General features: G+C 74.2%; 17 protein-coding genes. 3 read left to right on the top strand and 14 right to left on the bottom strand.

Going from position 1 to position 15,582, the window contains the following annotated elements; all coding sequences use genetic code 11:
• Nucleotides 1-37: 37 nt before the first annotated feature.
• Complete coding sequence (locus AB0F29_RS17840; protein ID WP_361873076.1) at nucleotides 38-961, bottom strand: aminoglycoside phosphotransferase family protein; 924 nt, start codon at nucleotides 959-961, stop codon at nucleotides 38-40.
• A gap of 113 nt (nucleotides 962-1,074) precedes the next feature.
• Nucleotides 1,075-1,566 carry an SRPBCC family protein gene (locus AB0F29_RS17835; RefSeq protein ID WP_361873073.1) on the bottom strand — a complete coding sequence of 164 codons (492 nt, stop codon included), beginning with the start codon at nucleotides 1,564-1,566 and terminating at the stop codon, nucleotides 1,075-1,077.
• Between the two features lie 60 nt (nucleotides 1,567-1,626).
• On the opposite strand from AB0F29_RS17835, the gene AB0F29_RS17830 reads away from it, so the two are divergent.
• Entirely contained in the window at nucleotides 1,627-2,226 is a 600-nt protein-coding gene (locus AB0F29_RS17830) for a TIGR04222 domain-containing membrane protein (RefSeq protein WP_361873070.1), read from the top strand.
• Between the two features lie 121 nt (nucleotides 2,227-2,347).
• Here AB0F29_RS17830 and AB0F29_RS17825 read toward each other — a convergent pair whose 3' ends face one another.
• The 3 genes from AB0F29_RS17825 to cbiE form a co-directional block, all read right to left on the bottom strand.
• Nucleotides 2,348-2,557, bottom strand: coding sequence for an e9imm peptide (locus AB0F29_RS17825; RefSeq protein ID WP_361873068.1), 210 nt, complete (start codon nucleotides 2,555-2,557; stop codon nucleotides 2,348-2,350).
• An 80-nt stretch (nucleotides 2,558-2,637) separates the two neighbouring features.
• Nucleotides 2,638-3,387 carry a precorrin-4 C(11)-methyltransferase gene (gene cobM, locus AB0F29_RS17820; protein WP_361873065.1) on the bottom strand — a complete coding sequence of 250 codons (750 nt, stop codon included), beginning with the start codon at nucleotides 3,385-3,387 and terminating at the stop codon, nucleotides 2,638-2,640.
• Nucleotides 3,384-4,661 (bottom strand): precorrin-6y C5,15-methyltransferase (decarboxylating) subunit CbiE, encoded by a 1,278-nt coding sequence (gene cbiE, locus AB0F29_RS17815; protein WP_361873063.1) that lies wholly within the window; start codon nucleotides 4,659-4,661, stop codon nucleotides 3,384-3,386. Before cbiE ends, cobM begins: the two co-directional genes overlap by 4 nt.
• A gap of 225 nt (nucleotides 4,662-4,886) precedes the next feature.
• Here cbiE and AB0F29_RS17810 point away from each other — a divergent pair, with 225 nt between their 5' ends.
• Both AB0F29_RS17810 and AB0F29_RS17805 read left to right on the top strand, forming a co-directional pair.
• Entirely contained in the window at nucleotides 4,887-5,297 is a 411-nt protein-coding gene (locus AB0F29_RS17810; protein ID WP_361873060.1) for a YciI family protein, read from the top strand.
• Nucleotides 5,298-5,317: 20 nt separating this feature from the next.
• Nucleotides 5,318-6,571, top strand: coding sequence for a sigma-70 family RNA polymerase sigma factor (locus AB0F29_RS17805; protein WP_361873058.1), 1,254 nt, complete (start codon nucleotides 5,318-5,320; stop codon nucleotides 6,569-6,571).
• Nucleotides 6,572-6,684: 113 nt separating this feature from the next.
• On the opposite strand, the gene AB0F29_RS17800 is transcribed toward AB0F29_RS17805, so the two are convergent.
• The 9 genes from AB0F29_RS17800 to AB0F29_RS17760 all read right to left on the bottom strand — a co-directional run bounded on the left by AB0F29_RS17800 (nucleotide 6,685) and on the right by AB0F29_RS17760 (nucleotide 15,374).
• Nucleotides 6,685-7,602 (bottom strand): hypothetical protein, encoded by a 918-nt coding sequence (locus AB0F29_RS17800; protein ID WP_361873055.1) that lies wholly within the window; start codon nucleotides 7,600-7,602, stop codon nucleotides 6,685-6,687.
• Nucleotides 7,603-8,126: 524 nt separating this feature from the next.
• The gene (locus AB0F29_RS17795; protein WP_361873052.1) at nucleotides 8,127-8,789 is read right to left on the bottom strand and encodes a phage tail protein; all 663 of its coding nucleotides are present in this window, start codon (nucleotides 8,787-8,789) and stop codon (nucleotides 8,127-8,129) included.
• A gap of 4 nt (nucleotides 8,790-8,793) precedes the next feature.
• Complete coding sequence (locus AB0F29_RS17790; protein ID WP_361873049.1) at nucleotides 8,794-10,776, bottom strand: putative baseplate assembly protein; 1,983 nt, start codon at nucleotides 10,774-10,776, stop codon at nucleotides 8,794-8,796.
• 34 nt (nucleotides 10,777-10,810) lie between these two features.
• Complete coding sequence (locus AB0F29_RS17785; protein ID WP_018960801.1) at nucleotides 10,811-11,251, bottom strand: GPW/gp25 family protein; 441 nt, start codon at nucleotides 11,249-11,251, stop codon at nucleotides 10,811-10,813.
• A 9-nt stretch (nucleotides 11,252-11,260) separates the two neighbouring features.
• Entirely contained in the window at nucleotides 11,261-11,551 is a 291-nt protein-coding gene (locus tag AB0F29_RS17780) for a PAAR domain-containing protein (RefSeq protein WP_361873046.1), read from the bottom strand.
• A gap of 59 nt (nucleotides 11,552-11,610) precedes the next feature.
• Entirely contained in the window at nucleotides 11,611-13,593 is a 1,983-nt protein-coding gene (locus tag AB0F29_RS17775; RefSeq protein ID WP_361873043.1) for a VgrG-related protein, read from the bottom strand.
• Nucleotides 13,593-14,435 (bottom strand): LysM peptidoglycan-binding domain-containing protein, encoded by an 843-nt coding sequence (locus AB0F29_RS17770; RefSeq protein ID WP_361873041.1) that lies wholly within the window; start codon nucleotides 14,433-14,435, stop codon nucleotides 13,593-13,595. The genes AB0F29_RS17775 and AB0F29_RS17770 overlap by 1 nt, the downstream gene beginning before the upstream one ends.
• Before the next feature lie 5 nt (nucleotides 14,436-14,440).
• The gene (locus AB0F29_RS17765) at nucleotides 14,441-14,878 is read right to left on the bottom strand and encodes a phage tail protein (protein WP_018488496.1); all 438 of its coding nucleotides are present in this window, start codon (nucleotides 14,876-14,878) and stop codon (nucleotides 14,441-14,443) included.
• A gap of 67 nt (nucleotides 14,879-14,945) precedes the next feature.
• A complete protein-coding gene (locus AB0F29_RS17760) occupies nucleotides 14,946-15,374 on the bottom strand; it encodes a hypothetical protein (RefSeq protein WP_361873039.1) in 429 nt (142 codons plus the stop codon).
• Nucleotides 15,375-15,582 lie beyond the last annotated feature (208 nt).

The following is a 15,582-nucleotide window of genomic DNA, read 5'->3' as shown; positions in this document are numbered from 1 at the left end:
GCGGTTCGGGTGGGTGTCGCGCTCGGCGGTGGAGCGTTCAGTGGCGGGGCAGCGCCTCGGCCACGGTGGTCTGGGAGGAGGCGATGGTGGTCCGCCCGTCCTCGATGTCCCACAGCGTGTTCTGCAACAGCCGGGCCAGGGTCCAGCCGACCGCGCGTCGGCGGTCCAGCCCGAGCGCTTCGGTCAGCAGGTCGAAGCGGCGCCGCACCGCCCGGGGAGCGTCCCCGGTGGCGTGGAGTATCTCCCAGCCGGTGTCCAGTGCCGGCCACAGGTCGAACCCCGGGTCGCCGACGAGGGGTTCGGGGTCGATGGCCAGCCACGGCTCGCGTTCGGCGGCGAGCACGTTGTCGTAGTGCAGGTCCCAGTGCAGCATCCGGTTGCCGGGCTCGCCGGCCAGTTCGGTGACGGCCGACGCCCAGCCGCGCAACCGCCGCCGGTCCTCGGGATCCGGCAGGGCGCCGACGGCCGTCGGCACGGACGCCAGCATGTCGCGCGCGACGTCACCGAGGCCGCGCAGACCCTCGGGCGCCGGGACGGAGTGCAACCGGGCCATGAGCCCGGCCAAGGTGTTCATGGCCACGTCGTCGTCCTCGACGGAAGCCAGGGTACGTAGGCCGTCCAGGCGTTCCAACAGCATGGCGCTGCTCTCCGGGTCGTGGTCGAGCAGCCGCACGATGCCGTCGCCGTTCCACGCCCGCAGCCCGATCAGCGCGGCGGTCGTCTCCTCGCGGGGCATCTGGAGTTTGAGCGCGGCGCGGGTGCCGTCCGTGCGGCGCACCGGCACCACCAATGAGGCCTCGCCGGATCCGGTGCCGCCGTCGCGCTCCAGCTCCCACCGGTCGAGCAGCTCCGCCACCAGCGTGGGCAGCCGGGCGATCCAGGCGCGTTCCTGCTCGCTCCCGTTCCCCGTGTAGGACGCCACCAGCGTCTCGGGGACTTCGATACCGTGCGTCGAACTCATCACGAAATCATAGGGGTTCGCGCTTCGGGGGTTCGTGGAAAGCTCCGTCGCGGGGCGTGGCGAACCGGACGCTGACGCGCTGGCGGGCGAGGGGCGGAGGCGGGCGCGGCGCATCACCCCTCCGTTTCACGGACGTCCTTTCCCTCTTCGGCGAACGCTTTGAAATCCTGCATATGCTGACGCGACTGCTTGCGGAAAGAACCGGGCATCAGGAGCCCCACCAGTCGCATCAGCAACCCGTCGAACCGGTACTCGTTCTCGCTCACCCAGAGGGTGGTCTCCGGTCCGGCCTCGGTCAGCCGGTCGCGCGTGACACTCCACATGCCCTCGCCGCTGATCTCGCGGTCGAAGTGAACGACGCTTCCCTTCGGGATTCCGTGCAGGTCAGCCGGTTCCCGGCGGGTAATTGTCTCGGTAGCCTCGAAGGTCCGCTGCCCCATCCGCATCACCACCCGTGACTCGGTACCGACCTGCCCGTGCACGCCGCTCAGCGGCTCGTGCAGCACGAGGCCGCGGAGCCACTTCGGCATGTTCGCCGGTTCGGCGAGCAGTTGGACGGTCCTCTCCCGGGGCAGGGAGATCTCGATCGAGACGGTATACCGCATGGCGTAGCCCTCCGGGATTCTGTGTGAACGGGCGAGATCGACCGGTCTGGGGGAAACGGTATGACGCGGTCATGGGGGCGGCCCGGGGCAGAGGACGCCGGCGGAGCGTTGGACCGGTACGCGTACGCCTTCCTCGCGGGCGGTCGGCGGCGCGTGGTCGAGAGCGCCGTCGTGGCGCTCACCGAGCAGGGGGCGCTGTCCCTACGGGCGGCTCGGCTCCGTCCCACGGGCGAAGTCCGGTCGACGCACGCGGTCGAGCACGCGGTCGAGCACGCGGTCCTCGCCGCCTGCCCCCGCAGCAAGCGCGTCGGGGAAGTGATCGATACCGTCGGGCGCTCCCAGCCGGTCGATGACATCGCCCGACGCCTGGTGTTCCTCGGCCTGCTGAGCGGGAGGCGGCAGCGAACCACCCGCGCGGGGCGGCGGCTCCTGGCTGCCGTCGCGTCGGAAGGAACTCTGCCCCCGTACGTACTCGACGGCCCGGCGGCTGTCGCCGCTGGGTCCCTCCGGCGCGGGCTGCTCAGTGCCCACCCGATTCCCGACGGCCTCGGCCGCACCCTCCGCCGGATGGGAAAGGCCCTCGACGACGACCACGGCTCCTCCACGGAGTCCGCCCCCGGAGGAGGCATCGGGTGCGGTGGCTCGTCGGGCGGCGACTGAGCGATGGGACACCCCGGCCCGGCTCCCCTCCGAACCGGGCGACCAGGCCGACCAGGCGGCCAGTCATCACAGCAACAGGTCCCGCCGGAAGAAGCCATGCGCCGCTGACCGGGTCAGAGCGTCAGAGCGCTGTCGGCCGGTAGGCCAGTGCTCGGTCGACGATCTGTTCCGGGCTGGGGTCCGGCTCCGGGTCCGGGCTCCAGTAGATGTAGTCGGCGATGTGCGGGCATGCGAGCCCGCGTTCCAGGGCGTCGAGGATCTCGTCCGCCTCCGCCTCGTCGGCACCGTTCAGCAGATGCCGCACGAGGGACAGCGCCTCGTCACGGCTCATCCTCCGGTTCGTCCCCGCGTTCATGCCGTCCGCGTCGGACAGGTGCCGCCCCGCCTCGGCGCCCGCGCTCCGCACCCCCCTCAGAAGTCCCCCCGGTCCCGCCCCACCGCGTACAGGTGGCTGTCCCGGAACTGCTCCGCGCCCAGGGTCCGGCCCACCATGATGACCGCCGTCCGGATCACTCCCGCCGCCTTCACCTGCTCGGCGATCGAGTCCAGCGGGCCCCGCAGGATGATCTCGTCCGGGCGGGACGCCATCGCCACCACCGCCGACGGGCAGTCCGCCCCGTAGTGCGGGAGCAGTTCGTCCACCACCCGGTCCACGTAGCGCGCCGCCAGGTGCAACACGATCAGGGCGCCGCTGCGGCCCAGCGTGGCCAGGTCCTCGCCCGCCGGCATCGCCGTGGCGCGCTGCGCGACGCGGGTCAGGATCACCGTCTGGCCGAGCGTCGGGACCGTCAGCTCGCGCTTCAGGGCCGCGGCCGCCGCGGCGAACGCGGGGACGCCGGGGACGACTTCGTACGGGACGCCCGCCTCGTCCAGGCGTTTCATCTGTTCGTTCACCGCGCTGAACACCGACGGGTCGCCCGAGTGCAGCCTCGCCACGTCGTGGCCGTCCGCGTGGGCCCGGACCAGCTCGGCGGTGATCTGCTCGATGTCCAGGTTCGCCGTGTCGACCAGGCGGGCGTCCTTCGGGCACTCGGCCAGCAGCTCGACCGGGACCAGGCTGCCCGCGTACAGGCAGACCGGGCTGGCGGCGAGGATCCGGGCGCCGCGCACCGTGATCAGGTCGGCCGCGCCCGGGCCCGCGCCGATGAAGTGCACCGTCATGATCGATCTCCCTTGTGCGAACGTGCCCCGGAACCCGAGGGCTTGACAACCGACCACTGCGTTACGGGCATGGCCTGGCGCCAGCCGGTGAAGCCGCCGACCGGGACGGCGTGGGCCACCGCGAGGCGCACCAGCTCGCCGCCGTGCGCCTTGTGCCGCTCGGCCAGCAGTGCCTCCGACTCCAGCGTCACCGTGTTCGCGACCAGCCGGCCCCCCGGCCGCAACGCCTCCCAGCACGCGTCGAGCAGGCCCGGCGCGGTCAGACCGCCGCCGATGAACACCGCGTCCGGTGCTTCCCGTCCGGCCAGGGCCGCCGGGGCCGGGCCCGTGACGACCTTCAGCGCGGGGACTCCCAGGCGTTCCGCGTTACGGGTGATCCGCTGCGCCCGTACCGGGTCCCGCTCCACGCTCACCGCCCGGCAGGACGGATGGGCCCGCAGCCACTCGATCGCGATCGAGCCGGAGCCGCCGCCCACGTCCCAGAGCAGTTCTCCTGGCGCGGGCGCCAGCGCTCCCAGCGTGGCAGCCCGGATGTGGCGCTTGGTGAGCTGGCCGTCGTGTTCGTACGCCTCGTCCGGCAGCCCGGGCACCGTGCCCAGCCGCAGCGCTTCCGCCGACGCCCGGCAGTCGATCGCGATGACGTTCAGCCGGTCTCCCGGGGGGTGCTCCCACGTCTCCGCGAGGCCGTCCACGCAGCCCTCGTCCTCGGCGCCCAGTTGTTCCAGCACCCGCAGCCCGCTGGGGCCGAAGCCGTGGGACGTGAGCAGCGCGGCGACCGTCGCGGGGGTACTCGCGTCCGCGCTCAGGACCAGCAGGCGCCGGCCCCCGTACAGCGACCCCGCGAGGCGCGCCGCCGGACGGCCCACCAGCGTCACGACCTCCGTGTCCTCCAGCGGCCAGCCGAGACGCGCGCAGGCGTACGAGACGGAGGACGGATGCGGCAGCACACGCAGCCCCTCCGGGCCCAGCTCCTCCGCCAGCGCGCGCCCGATCCCGTAGAACATCGGGTCCCCGCTCGCCAGCACCGCGATCCGGCGCTCCCGGTGCTCGGCCAGCAGCCGGGGAACGGCCGGTCGCAGCGGGGACGGCCAGGCCACCCGGGCACCGGCGCACTCCGGCGGGAGCAGGTCCAGCTGGCGCGCCCCACCGATCAGCACCTCCGCGTCCCGCAGCGCCTCCCGTGCCGTACCGGACAGGCCGGGCCAGCCGTCCGCGCCGATCCCCACGACGGAGACGGGGTGCGGGGGAGCGGCGGGGGCGGGGGCGGCAGACACGGTCGGGACCTCGTTCGGCGCGGCAGAAAGAATCAGGAGGAAGGGGTAGTAGGAGGCGCGGGGCGACGCTGCCGAACTTTACTGAACCTCGCCCTCCGCCCCCTCCAGCGGGTGAATCCCAAAAAACTTCGCGCGTGGTGTCGAGAACCCCGCACCGGCCCCGACGTCCCCTGTGCAAGAGGAAGAAACACCACCGAGCGAACGAGCGACCAGGAGGCGACGGTCATGAAGTATCTGGTGATGGTCCAGGGCAGCCAGGCGGACTACGACGCGCAGACCGGCAAGGGCACCGCGGACAGCCCGGCCTGGGACAAGAAGGCCATGCAGGAGATGTTCGCCTACATGGGCAGCATCAACGACGACCTCGCCGAGTCGGGCGAGCTGGTCACCGGCTACGGGCTGCGGGAGCCCGCTTCGGGCCGGGCCGTCAGCGTCGACGCCGAAGGCCGTCCGGTGGTCTCGGACGGGCCGTACAGCGAGACGAAGGAGCTGCTCGCCGGGTTCTGGGTGCTCGACTGCGAGAGCCTGGAGAGGGTGACCGAGATCGCGGCCCGCGTGGCACGCTGTCCGCAGCCGGCCGGGGCGCCCGACTACCCGGTGCTCATCCGGCCCGTCGACGGCGGGATCGACGACTGACGCACCACCCGAGGACGCGGATGGAACGTACGGCCGACGTCATCATCGAGGACCTGCTGCGCCGCCACGCGCCGCAGGTCCTCGGCGCGCTCGTGCGCCGGTACGGGCACTTCGACCCGGCCGAGGACTCCGTCCAGGAGGCCTTGATCGCGGCCGCCGAGCAGTGGCCGCGGGACGGGGTCCCCGACAACCCGCGCGGCTGGCTGATCCGGGTCGCCTCCCGCCGCCTCACCGACCGGCTCCGCAGCGACGAGGCCCGTCGCCGGCGGGAGGAGACGGCGGCGGCCCTCACCCCGGCGGACGCGTTCGTCGCGCCGCCGCCCGGGGAAGGCCCCTCCGGCACCAGCCGGGCCCCCTCCGAGGACGACACGCTCACCCTGCTCTTCCTCTGCTGCCACCCCGCGCTCACCCCCGCCGCCCAGATCGCGCTCACCCTCCGCGCGGTCGGCGGTCTCACCACGGCGGAGATCGCCCGCGCCCATCTGGTGCCGGAGGCGACGATGGCGCAGCGGATCAGCCGGGCCAAGCGGACGCTGCGGGGTACGCGGTTCCGGCGGCCGGACGCCCAGGACCTCGACCAGCGGCTCGGCGCCGCGCTCCAGGTGCTCTACCTGATCTTCAACGAGGGCTACACCGCCACCGCGGGCCCCGACCTCACCCGCACGGACCTGGCGCGCGAGGCGATCCGGCTGACCCGCGCCGTCCGCCGGCCGCTGCCCCACGAGGGGCGCGTGACCGGGCTGCTGGCGCTGATGGTCCTCACGGAGGCGCGCACCCCGGCGCGCACCGGGCCGGACGGTGAGCTGGTCCCCCTCGACGAACAGGACCGGACACTCTGGGACCGTACGGCCATCGCGGAAGGCACCGCCCTGGCCGAGGAGGCGCTCGCCCAGGGCCCGGCCGGGGACTACCAGCTCCAGGCCGCCGTCGCCGCCCTCCACGACGAGGCGGAGCGCGCGGAGGACACCGACTGGCCGCAGATCCTCGCCCTCTACGACGTCCTCGTGCGGCGCACCCCCGACCCCGCCGCCGCGTTGGGCCGGGCGGTCGCCGTGGCGATGGTGGACGGGCCCCGGGCGGGGCTGTCGGCGGTCGACGCCCTGACGGGAGCGGTGGAGCCGCGTTTCCGCCTCGACGCCGTACGCGGGCATCTCCTGGAACGGGCCGGGGAGCCGGCCGCCGCCCGTGCCGCCTACCGCGCGGCGGCCGACGGCACGCTCAGCGAACCCGAGGCCCGCTATCTGCGCATGCGCGCCGACCGGCTGGACCCGTAGGAGCCCGAGCCCTTCCGGTCACGCCCGTTCCCTCCCGTCGGCCTTCCAGCCACGCCCGTTCGCCCCCGTCGGCCTTCCGCGCCCGTTCACTCCCGTCGGCCTTCCGCGCCCGTTCACTCCCGTCGGCCGAAGAACTCGATCTCCGCCACCGCCGTACGCCGGTCCTTCCCCGAGCCGTACGCCGACTCGACCGTGAGCCGTGCCTTGACCGTGTCCGAACCCCGTACGTCGAAGGTCTGCTGGCCCGCCTGGTCGCGCAGCCGGATCGTCCGGTCGGTCTTCTCCCCGTCCTTCGACGTCAGTTCGACCGTGAGCCGCGCCGGGCGGCCCTGCGTCAGGAACTCGTTCTGGCGCGCCGACGTCCCGGAGAACACCACGATCTTCATCATCCGCACCGGCTGCGCGAACTCGCACTCCAGGTGCTCCCCGACGCCTTCGCCGGCCTTCTCGGGCGCCCAGTAACGGTTGTTGAACCCGTCGAACGCCGCCGCCGCCGGGTGCCCGCCCGCCTCGCTGGAGCCCCGGCAGACAGCGGGCGGCACGGACTCCGGGGTTCCGGTCTCCTCCTTGGCGAAGCCGAACAGGCCCGGGAGATGCGGCAGCGCGAACCACACCCCCACCGCCAGCAGGATCAGCACGATGGGCAGCCCGACCCTCGGCCGCCGCCACCCGCGCCGCGGACGCGCCCCCGCCACGCGCGCCTGCCGGGGCCGGCGGCGCAGGATCCGCCGCCACCAGGGCAGCCGGCCCTCGGGGGCGGGCCCGGGGTCCAGGAGCAGAGCGCAGCGGATGCACAGCGTGCGGCCCGGGGCGTTCTCCGTACGGCAGTTGGGGCAGACGACCGGCGCGCCGGCAGGTCCCGGGCGGGGCGGCTCGGTGGCGGGCCCCGGCCCGCCGTCCGGCCACGCGTCGGGACCGGGAGCCGGACCGGGCGGCCCCTCGCCCGGACGCCGCGGGGCCGCTGCCCGCGGTGGCGTCGGCCGCCCGGGGGGCGTCGTGGGCGCCAGGGGCGGCTGGGCCGTCGCGGGCATGGGCGCGGGGGACGCCACGGGGGCGGGCGCGGGCGGCGTCACGAAGGGAGACGCGGCCGGCCCGGTGGGCGGGGGAGCAGGCGGCACCGCCCCCGGCGCGGGCGGCGTCACGAAAGGAGACGCGGGCGAGCCGGAACCAGCAGGCCCGGCGGGGGCGGGTGGTCCGGCGGGGGCGGGTGGTCCGGCGGGGGCGGGTGGTCCGGCGGAAGCGGATGGCCTCCCCCGTGCGGGCAGCCCGGGAGCGGGCGGCCCCGTCGGCCCGGCAGGCCCGGGGGTGACCGGCGGCCCGGCGGAAGCGGGTGGCCTCCCCGCCACGGGTGACCCGGGCGCGGGAGCGGGCGGCCCGGGCGGCCCCGCCGGCCCGGCGGAAGCAGCAGGCGGACCAGCAGTCGCGTTCAGCCCCTGGGGCGCGGGCGACACGTTCGGCGCGGGCGAGGTCTCCCCCTCCTCCCACCCCAGAAACGCCTCGCACGCCACACAGAACTCCCGCCCCGGCGGGTTCCGGTGTCCGCACTCGTCGCAGATCACAGCAGCTCCAGGGTGAATCCGACGTGCGCCGGGACCTCCGCGCCGATCAACTCCTCCAACCGGCCCCGGTCCGGCTGCCGCACGCCGGCTCCGGACCCGGCCCCGGACGCGAACCCGGACCCGGGCGCGGACGCGAACCCGGACCCGGCCTGGTCACCGCCTCCGTCACCTCCACCTCCGTCCCCGTCGCCTCCGTCCCCGTCGCCTCCGCCTCCGGACGCCCGGATGCGGATGGTCACCCAGGGGCGGTCCTGGCCCGGCAGCGGGGTGCCGGGCCCGGTCGACCAGGCGGTGCCGCCGCTCTCGACGATCTCCGGCTCCGTACCGGTCTCCAGCCGGAGCGCCTCCGCCAGGCCGCCCACCGTGCCGCGCCGGGCGTGCCGGGCGACCGCGCCCCGCACCGCCGCCCGGCGCAGCTCCGGCGGGCTGCCCTCGTGGGGGTCGACGGCCACCCACTGGGCCAGCCAGTCGAGGAAGTCGTCGGGGGCGCTGCGCGGGTCCAGGTGCGCGGGCAGGTTGTCGATCGAGAGGAGGACGGGAGCGAGGACGTCGTCCAGGGCGGCCAGGAAGCGCTGGAGGAAGTCCTGTTCCAGGTAGACGGCGGGGAGCCGGTCGATCAAGGGGTGCGGGGTCGGCAGCCCCGGGATTCCGTCGCGCATCGGATCAGGCCCCCCTCACCCGGAGCTGGTGCTCGTAACTGAAGACCAGCGCGTGCGGGTCCAGCGCGATCTTCGCCGTGGCGTCGGTGCGTTCGCCGGTGACCGGGTCGGCCCGGTACAGCCGGACGTCCTCCACCAGGTCGACCCCCGGCACCCGCTGGAGCACGGCGAACGCCTCCCCGGACTGGACGGGCCTGCCGAACGGCCAGCCGCCCCCGGCCGGCCCGCCGGTGAGCGGGTTGAAGTACCCGTACAGCGCGGCCAGTGCGCTTATCCGGACCTTCTCCGCGACCGCCCCGCGCTCCGCCTGGACCAGGGCGACGACGGTGACACCCTGGTAGAACGGCGGCTCGACGACCAGCCGGGCCCCGATCGGCCGCCGGGCGTCCAGGTGTCCAGCGATCAGGGCGAGCGTGTTCGCGGGCGGGATCAGCTCGTCGAACTCGATCCGGCCCTGCTCGTCGCCGCTCCCGGCGGGGACGACGAGCAGCCGCACCCCGCCCGCGTCGGAAGCCTCCGCGCCGTCCTGCGCACCGGCCCGGATGCAGTGGACCCGGGCCGCGTCCGGGGCGATCTCCCGGGCGAGGAGTTCGTAGTCGTGCGGGACGACCGCCCGGTGCAGGGTGCGCAGGGTCATGGGCCCGCGCACCCGGGCGCTGTCGACGCTCTCGCCGTCCACGCCCCCGAGCGCCGGCCGGCGGTTCTCGACCCGGGCGACGTACGGGATCGCGCTGCGCAGGACGCGGAGCGTGGAGCGGGCGACGTTGCCGCGCAGCCCCCCGCCCCTGCGGTAGGAGCGGACCCGGACGGTGGCGCCCTTGACCGGGACCCGGCCGTAATGGCGTACGGAGCCGTCCCGTTCGCGTACGGCGGGGCCGAACTCGACGCGCCCCGCGTTCGGGTCGAGCGTGACGTGCCGGTCCTCGGGGCCGGAGTGCGCGAAGTCGTCGACCCGGCCCCAGCGGGTGACGTCCGAGCCGGCGACGGCGTCGGGCGCCGCCGGGTCGGTCACCTCGACCACGAACTCCCCCGGCACCACCGGCGGCCTGGCCAGCCGGAACACCTGCCCGGGGACGCCCTCCGCCTGGCCCAGCACCTCGTCGGTGACGGTCTCGGCATGCTCGGCCGCCACCGTCGCACCGATGGTGAACGCGGTGATGGAGCGCACGACGGGCGGGGCCATGTACGTCGGCTGGCCCGGCTCCGCCTCGATCAGCCGGCAGCGCAGCCAGCCCCCGGTGCGGCGGACGACGGCCGCCGGGACATGGGTGCGCGGGAGGTGGAGGATCAGCTCGCCGGACCGGTTGAAGCCGCCGGTGTCGTCCTTCTCCACCTCGCAGACCGCCCAACTGGCCCCGTCCCACGCCTCCCAGAGGATCGGCGGCCGTGCCGGGTCGACCCCGACGCCGTCCACCGTGCAGTCCAGCCGGAGCGCCAGGACGCCGGCGGGCACGGCGGCCGACAGGCCGACGTACAGGCAGTCGCCGGGGGCGGGCCTCGCACCGAAGACGGGCACGTCCCGGCCGAGCGTCAGCTCCTCGGTCCGGTCCACGGCCTCCCCGGGCGAGGGCCAGGTGGCCAGGTGGGCGAAGGCGCACGGCACGATGGAGAGCGGTTCGGAGGTGGTGAAGACGACCGCTTCCTCCGTCTCCGTACGGACGGTGGCGACCTCCGTGCCCGCGCGCACCAGCACCGGTTCGGGGCGGGGGGCGGAGAGCCGGAACGTCACCTCGGTGTGGGCGGCCGTCGGCGGGTGGAGCTGTACCCCGATCAGGTCGAGGAAGGTCAGATAGCTCTTCTCCGGCACCCGGTTCACCCGGTAGACGAGCTGGTCGACCATGGTCGCGAACGCCTCGATCAGCGTCACCCCGGGGTCGGAGACGTTGTGGTCGGTCCACTCCGGGCAGCGCTGCTGCACCAGGCGCTTCGCCTCGTCGACCAGGCCCTGGAAGGTGCGGTCGTCCAGATGCGGGCTGGGCAGGGTCACGCCCTCGCCTCCTCTTCGTGCGTACGGGAACGGGTCACGCGCCCGCCTCCGGCTCGTCGGCCGACGCCTCGGTGGACTCGGCGTGCTGCGGGATCACGTAGAACGGGAAAACGAGGTTGCGCGGGTCGTTCGAGCCGCGCACGGTGTAGCCGATGTCGATGTAGAGGACGCCGTTGTCCGCCTCGTCGAACCGGACGACGACCTCGGTCACCTCGATCCGGGGCTCCCAGCGCTCCAGCGCGAGCCGCACCTCGTACGCGAGCTGCCCGGCGGTTCCCGCGTCCGCCGGGGCGAACACGTAGTCGTTGACCGCGCAGCCGAACTCCGGCCGCATGGGCCGCTCCCCCGGCGAGGTCGCCAGGATCAGCCGGATCGACTCCTCCAGCTCGTGCTCACCGCGCACCAGGGCGATGGACCCGGTGGCGTCCGTGCGCGGCGGGAACGCCCAGCCAGCGCCGATGAACTGCTGTCCCATGGGTCCGGATCACCCGCCGATCAGTACGGTCGGGCACCCGGAGAGCACCGGGGAGCCGCAGCCCGCCAGGTCACCGACGCGGGCGGCCGGCTGCCCGCCGATGAACACCGTCGCGCTGCCGGGCGGCGCGAGGACGGTCGGCGGATGAGCGGCGGGCGAGGAGCACAGGTGGGCGGTCCCGACGGTGGCGGCGGGCTTCCCGCCGATGAGCACGGACAGGATCCCGGGCGGCCCGACCGTGCCGGGGTGACCCGTGGGGTCGCCGACCCGGGCTGCCGGAGCGGCTGTTGCGTCGGACATGCTGCGTGCTCCTCCCGTACGCGGTGGATGACGTGGTAGGCGTGGTAGCTGTCATGCCGTCAGTTGAGCTTGACCATCGGCGCGTTGATGTTCACCGCACCTCCGCTCCTGATCTCCGTTCGGCGGCTGCCGTCGACCGACACCTCGCCGCCCCGCACCTCCACCGGGCCCTGCGCCGCGATGCCGACCTTCCCGGTGCCGCCGTCCACGGAGACGCCCTTCCGCGCGGTCAACGTGACGCTCTCGCCGCTCAGTTCGAGCGCCCCGCGCCCCGCTTCCAGGGCGACGCCGTCGGTCGCCCGGATGGAGATCTGCTCCTTGGCCTCGATGGTCACGCTGCCGTCGCTGCCGATGACGATGGCGGTGCCCTTGCGGTCGAGGTCGATCGTGAGCTTGCCGTCCCCGGTACGGAGGCGGACGCCCTGCGGGCCGTTCGCCGCGTCCAGCAGCTCCAGCTGGTTTCCGCTCTTCGAGGCGAAGGCCCGGCGGTTCACCGCACCGGTGGTGGGATCGACGAGTTCGTCCCCGCCTCCCGCACCACCAGAAGCACTGGACGCACCGGAAGCACCAGGGGTGCCGGAGCCGCTGGACGCACCAGGCACACCGGAAGCACCGGCAGCACCGGCAGCACCGGCAGACGTGCTGCCACCGCCCCCGCCGCCCCCCGGCCGGTCCTGCCCGTTGTACAGCCCCGCCAGGACGTACGGCCGGTCCAGATGCCCGTGCTCGAAGCCGACCAGCACCTCGTCGCCCACCTCCGGGATGAACGCCTCGCCGCCCCCCGTACCGCCGGACTGCGCCGTGCGCGCCCAGTCGCTCGCGTACTCGTCGGAGAGCCACGGGAACCGCACCTTGACCCGCCCGGACCCCTCCGGATCCTGCGTGTCCGTCACCGTCCCGCTGACCAGCCCCGCGCACCGCGAGCCGCCCGCCGCGGCCGGGGAGCCGCCCGTCAGCCCGAAGAGCGACCGCTCCTGCTGCCCCGACACGGTGATCCAGGTCTCGTACCCGCGTACGGCGTCGAAGACATGGCGCGAGGTCGTCACCGTGTACCGGCCCTCGAACGGCGCACCCACCGCGTTCAGCGCCACCGCGCTGCCCGCCCGCACCTCCGGGTTGCCCCGGATCACCGCCTCCAGCTCCGCGAACGACCCGGCGATCCGTTCCGCCAGCGCCTTCGCCGCCTGGTCGACCTGGGCCTGCGCCCCGTACGCCGCGTCGGTCACCACGAACCGGGCCTCGCCGAACGGGGCCGACACCTCCGCCGCCGTCACCCCCAGCTCCAGCGTCGGGGACGAGCCCGCCGGGGCCCGGCCCACCAGCGGCTGCTTCGCCCGGACGTCCCAGCCGCGCACCTCCACCTCGGAGACCTGCTCGGCGGCCGACACCCCGGCCCGGCAGCGCAGCAGGTTGCTGCCCAGCTCCAGGACGAGCGGGTCGCGGTCGGCGCGCGCCGAGGCGTCGGGCGCTCCGCCCGCCTCCGCCGGCTTCGTGATGTGCAGCTGCCCGTCCCGTACGTACGCCTGCGCGCCCGCCTCCTCCGCGAGGCCGCGCACGAACTCCCAGTCGGTGATGTTGGGTTGGGCGATGTGTTCCAGTACGGGCCCGGCGATGTCGACCGGTCCCGGCTTCAGCCCGGCGCGCTGGGCGACCTGGCCGCAGATGTCGGCGAGGGTCATGTTCTGGTAGCTGGCCACCCGGCGGCCCCGGAACAGCCGGTGCGACTCGTCGAGCCCCCGGACGACGGTGAACGTGCCGGATTCGTCGAGCTCCACCTCCAGCGCGGTGACGACCCCCTCCAGCAGCGGTTCAGGCTCGGTGCCGCCGCCGGCGCGGGCCAGCAGCCGGGCCTCGGTGCCGATCTTCAGCCCGGCCTGCTCCAGCAGCACCCGGTCGGGGTCACGGAACCGCAGCAGGAACAGGTCGGGGAGCGTACGGCTGTCGTCGACATAGCCCTCGACCAGCGTGTTCACGAACTTCGCGGGCAGCGGCGCGCCGCCGAACTCCACCGTCAGCGCCGTGGAAACCCCCTGCTGCGCCATCAGCCCCGCCCCCTGCCCCGGCCGGCCTTGGCGGCGTCCCGGCCCGAGGAGTCCCTGCCCCTGCTCCTGTCCCTGAGCCGGGCCAGCTCGTCCAGGGCGGGCAGCAGGAGCTGGGTGCCGGGGGCGAGCCGCATCGGGTCGTCGATGCCGTTCGCCTCGGCGATCACCCGCCAGGCCCCGGGGTCCCCGTACTCCCGGTGGGCGAGCGAGGGCAGCGAGTCGCCCGAGCCGACGCGGTGGACGCGCCGGGCGGCCAGCGCGCCCGAGGTCGGGTTCTGGCCGGGCGTCTCGCCGCTGATCTCCTCCATGGTGACCTGGCAGACCGCCCGGATCGGCACACCGGAGGTCGTGAACAGCGTGTATTTCGCCGCGACTTGGCTTACGTAACCGGGGAATCCCGTCAATCCGCCCCAGTGGAAGACGACCCACGGCGGGGACGACCGCTGCTGCTGCCGGGTCTCGTCCGTCGGCACGCAGCACGCGAAGAGCTGCTCCACCGAGGTGACGACCCGGGTGTCCTGGGTGTCGCTGGCGTCGAAGAACATCTCGACGGTGAGCTTGCTGGGCTGCGAGCCCTGGTACTCCGGCGGGCCCGAACTCTTCGCCCCCTTCGCCGGACTCCGCTTCCAGGAGGCCGCCTTGGTCAGGCTCAGCTCCTTGGGGTTGAACTGGAAGTCGATCCGCCCGCACGGCCCGCCGGGCGTCAGCCCGCCCCCGGTCGGCGGGGTGCGCAGCTCCAGGTAGGCGTGCTCCAGCTTGGGCCGCGCCGAGCCGCCCTTCGCCGCCGAGGCCACCCCCGACGTACCGGCCGCGCTGAACGCGATGGGACCCGCACCGCTCATCGTCCTCAGCCCTCCATCACGTAGCCGTGGTGGGCGATCTCGATGGTCTCCATCGCGACCTTGGGCGACTCGGGCGTGAACGAGGGCCCGGTCCACCGCACGGGCACGACCTCCAGCAGCCCCCATTGGGCGACCTTCTGGCCGTCCCCGGTCCGCGCCTCGATGTGCGCGGTCTTCCGGCTGAACCCGGTGGTCATCGTGGCGAACCAGCGCGCCACCTTCTCCGTCTCCCGGGTCAGCGGGCGCGACAGCTTCACGTTGGAGTACTTCAGGCGGGTCGGCAACTGCCACAGATGTCCGTTGTTACCGCCCTCCTCCCGGGTTTCGAGGACGACTTCGCAGCCGAGGCCCTCGCACGTGTTGAACGACCCGAGCTCGATGTCGTCGATCGTCACGACGAAACAGACGCTGACGGCGGGGTCGCTGTCCTGGGCGGTGGCCATGACACGTACCTCTCAGTTCGGTCGAGCAGCCGATCGTTCGGGCTTGTTCCGGGCTTCGACCCGGTCCTCAGTGGCGGGTGTTTATGAGGTAGCCGGCGCGTTCGCGCTCCAGCCGGAGGTCGTTCTTCAGGAGCCGGCTCAGCGGGGCGTACAGGGCCCGGACCAGCTCGTCCGTGACGGCGGGAGCCCCCGTGCCGTCTTTCGGCGCACCCCCGGCTCCGTCGCCTGCCTGCGTCACCGGCCCGGGCCCGGGTGCCCCGCCATCGTCCGGTTCCGTTACGGGGTCGGGCTCGGGCGGCGGTTCCTCGACGACGTCGGCGACCTCGGCGACCTCGGAGTCCCGCTGGACGACCGGCCGCGAGGTGCCGGAGACCGGCGCGCCCCCGAACACGACACTGCCGTCGGCCATCCGCTGCGCCACCCCGGCCGCCACCGCCACGGCCCCGGCCGAGGGCAACCGGCGCACACTGCCGGAACCCGGCAGGGAACGCGCCACCGAGCTGGGCACCGGAGGCCCGCCGACTGCCCGCCGCTGAAGGGACGCGGAGATCGCGGAGGTCACGGAGGTCGGGCCGGCGGGGGCCGACGACAACGGAGGCGCGGGCCCCAGGGAAACACCGGGACCGGCCACCGGCCCCCCGCCCTCCGCCCCGGTCCACCGGACCGGTACGCCCTCGGGGGGCGGGGCGGAACCGCCCGGCTCC

This window comes from Streptomyces sp. NPDC026589 (assembly GCF_040638385.1).
GTDB lineage: Bacteria > Actinomycetota > Actinomycetes > Streptomycetales > Streptomycetaceae > Streptomyces.
Note: the sequence above shows the minus strand (reverse complement) of the source record. Positions and strands in the feature narration are given on the sequence as shown.

Coding starts and splice junctions, on each gene's coding strand:
- AB0F29_RS17800 (WP_361873055.1), bottom strand. CDS start 7,602: ATGCCCGCGACGGCCCAGCCGCCCCTGGCGCCCACGACGCCCCCCGGG.
- AB0F29_RS17805 (WP_361873058.1), top strand. CDS start 5,318: ATGGAACGTACGGCCGACGTCATCATCGAGGACCTGCTGCGCCGCCAC.
- AB0F29_RS17785 (WP_018960801.1), bottom strand. CDS start 11,251: ATGGGACAGCAGTTCATCGGCGCTGGCTGGGCGTTCCCGCCGCGCACG.
- AB0F29_RS17825 (WP_361873068.1), bottom strand. CDS start 2,557: ATGAGCCGTGACGAGGCGCTGTCCCTCGTGCGGCATCTGCTGAACGGT.
- AB0F29_RS17765 (WP_018488496.1), bottom strand. CDS start 14,878: ATGGCCACCGCCCAGGACAGCGACCCCGCCGTCAGCGTCTGTTTCGTC.
- AB0F29_RS17835 (WP_361873073.1), bottom strand. CDS start 1,566: ATGCGGTATACCGTCTCGATCGAGATCTCCCTGCCCCGGGAGAGGACC.
- AB0F29_RS17770 (WP_361873041.1), bottom strand. CDS start 14,435: ATGAGCGGTGCGGGTCCCATCGCGTTCAGCGCGGCCGGTACGTCGGGG.
- AB0F29_RS17810 (WP_361873060.1), top strand. CDS start 4,887: ATGAAGTATCTGGTGATGGTCCAGGGCAGCCAGGCGGACTACGACGCG.
- AB0F29_RS17780 (WP_361873046.1), bottom strand. CDS start 11,551: ATGTCCGACGCAACAGCCGCTCCGGCAGCCCGGGTCGGCGACCCCACG.
- AB0F29_RS17840 (WP_361873076.1), bottom strand. CDS start 961: ATGAGTTCGACGCACGGTATCGAAGTCCCCGAGACGCTGGTGGCGTCC.
- AB0F29_RS17830 (WP_361873070.1), top strand. CDS start 1,627: ATGACGCGGTCATGGGGGCGGCCCGGGGCAGAGGACGCCGGCGGAGCG.
- AB0F29_RS17775 (WP_361873043.1), bottom strand. CDS start 13,593: ATGGCGCAGCAGGGGGTTTCCACGGCGCTGACGGTGGAGTTCGGCGGC.
- AB0F29_RS17795 (WP_361873052.1), bottom strand. CDS start 8,789: ATGCGCGACGGAATCCCGGGGCTGCCGACCCCGCACCCCTTGATCGAC.
- cobM (WP_361873065.1), bottom strand. CDS start 3,387: ATGACGGTGCACTTCATCGGCGCGGGCCCGGGCGCGGCCGACCTGATC.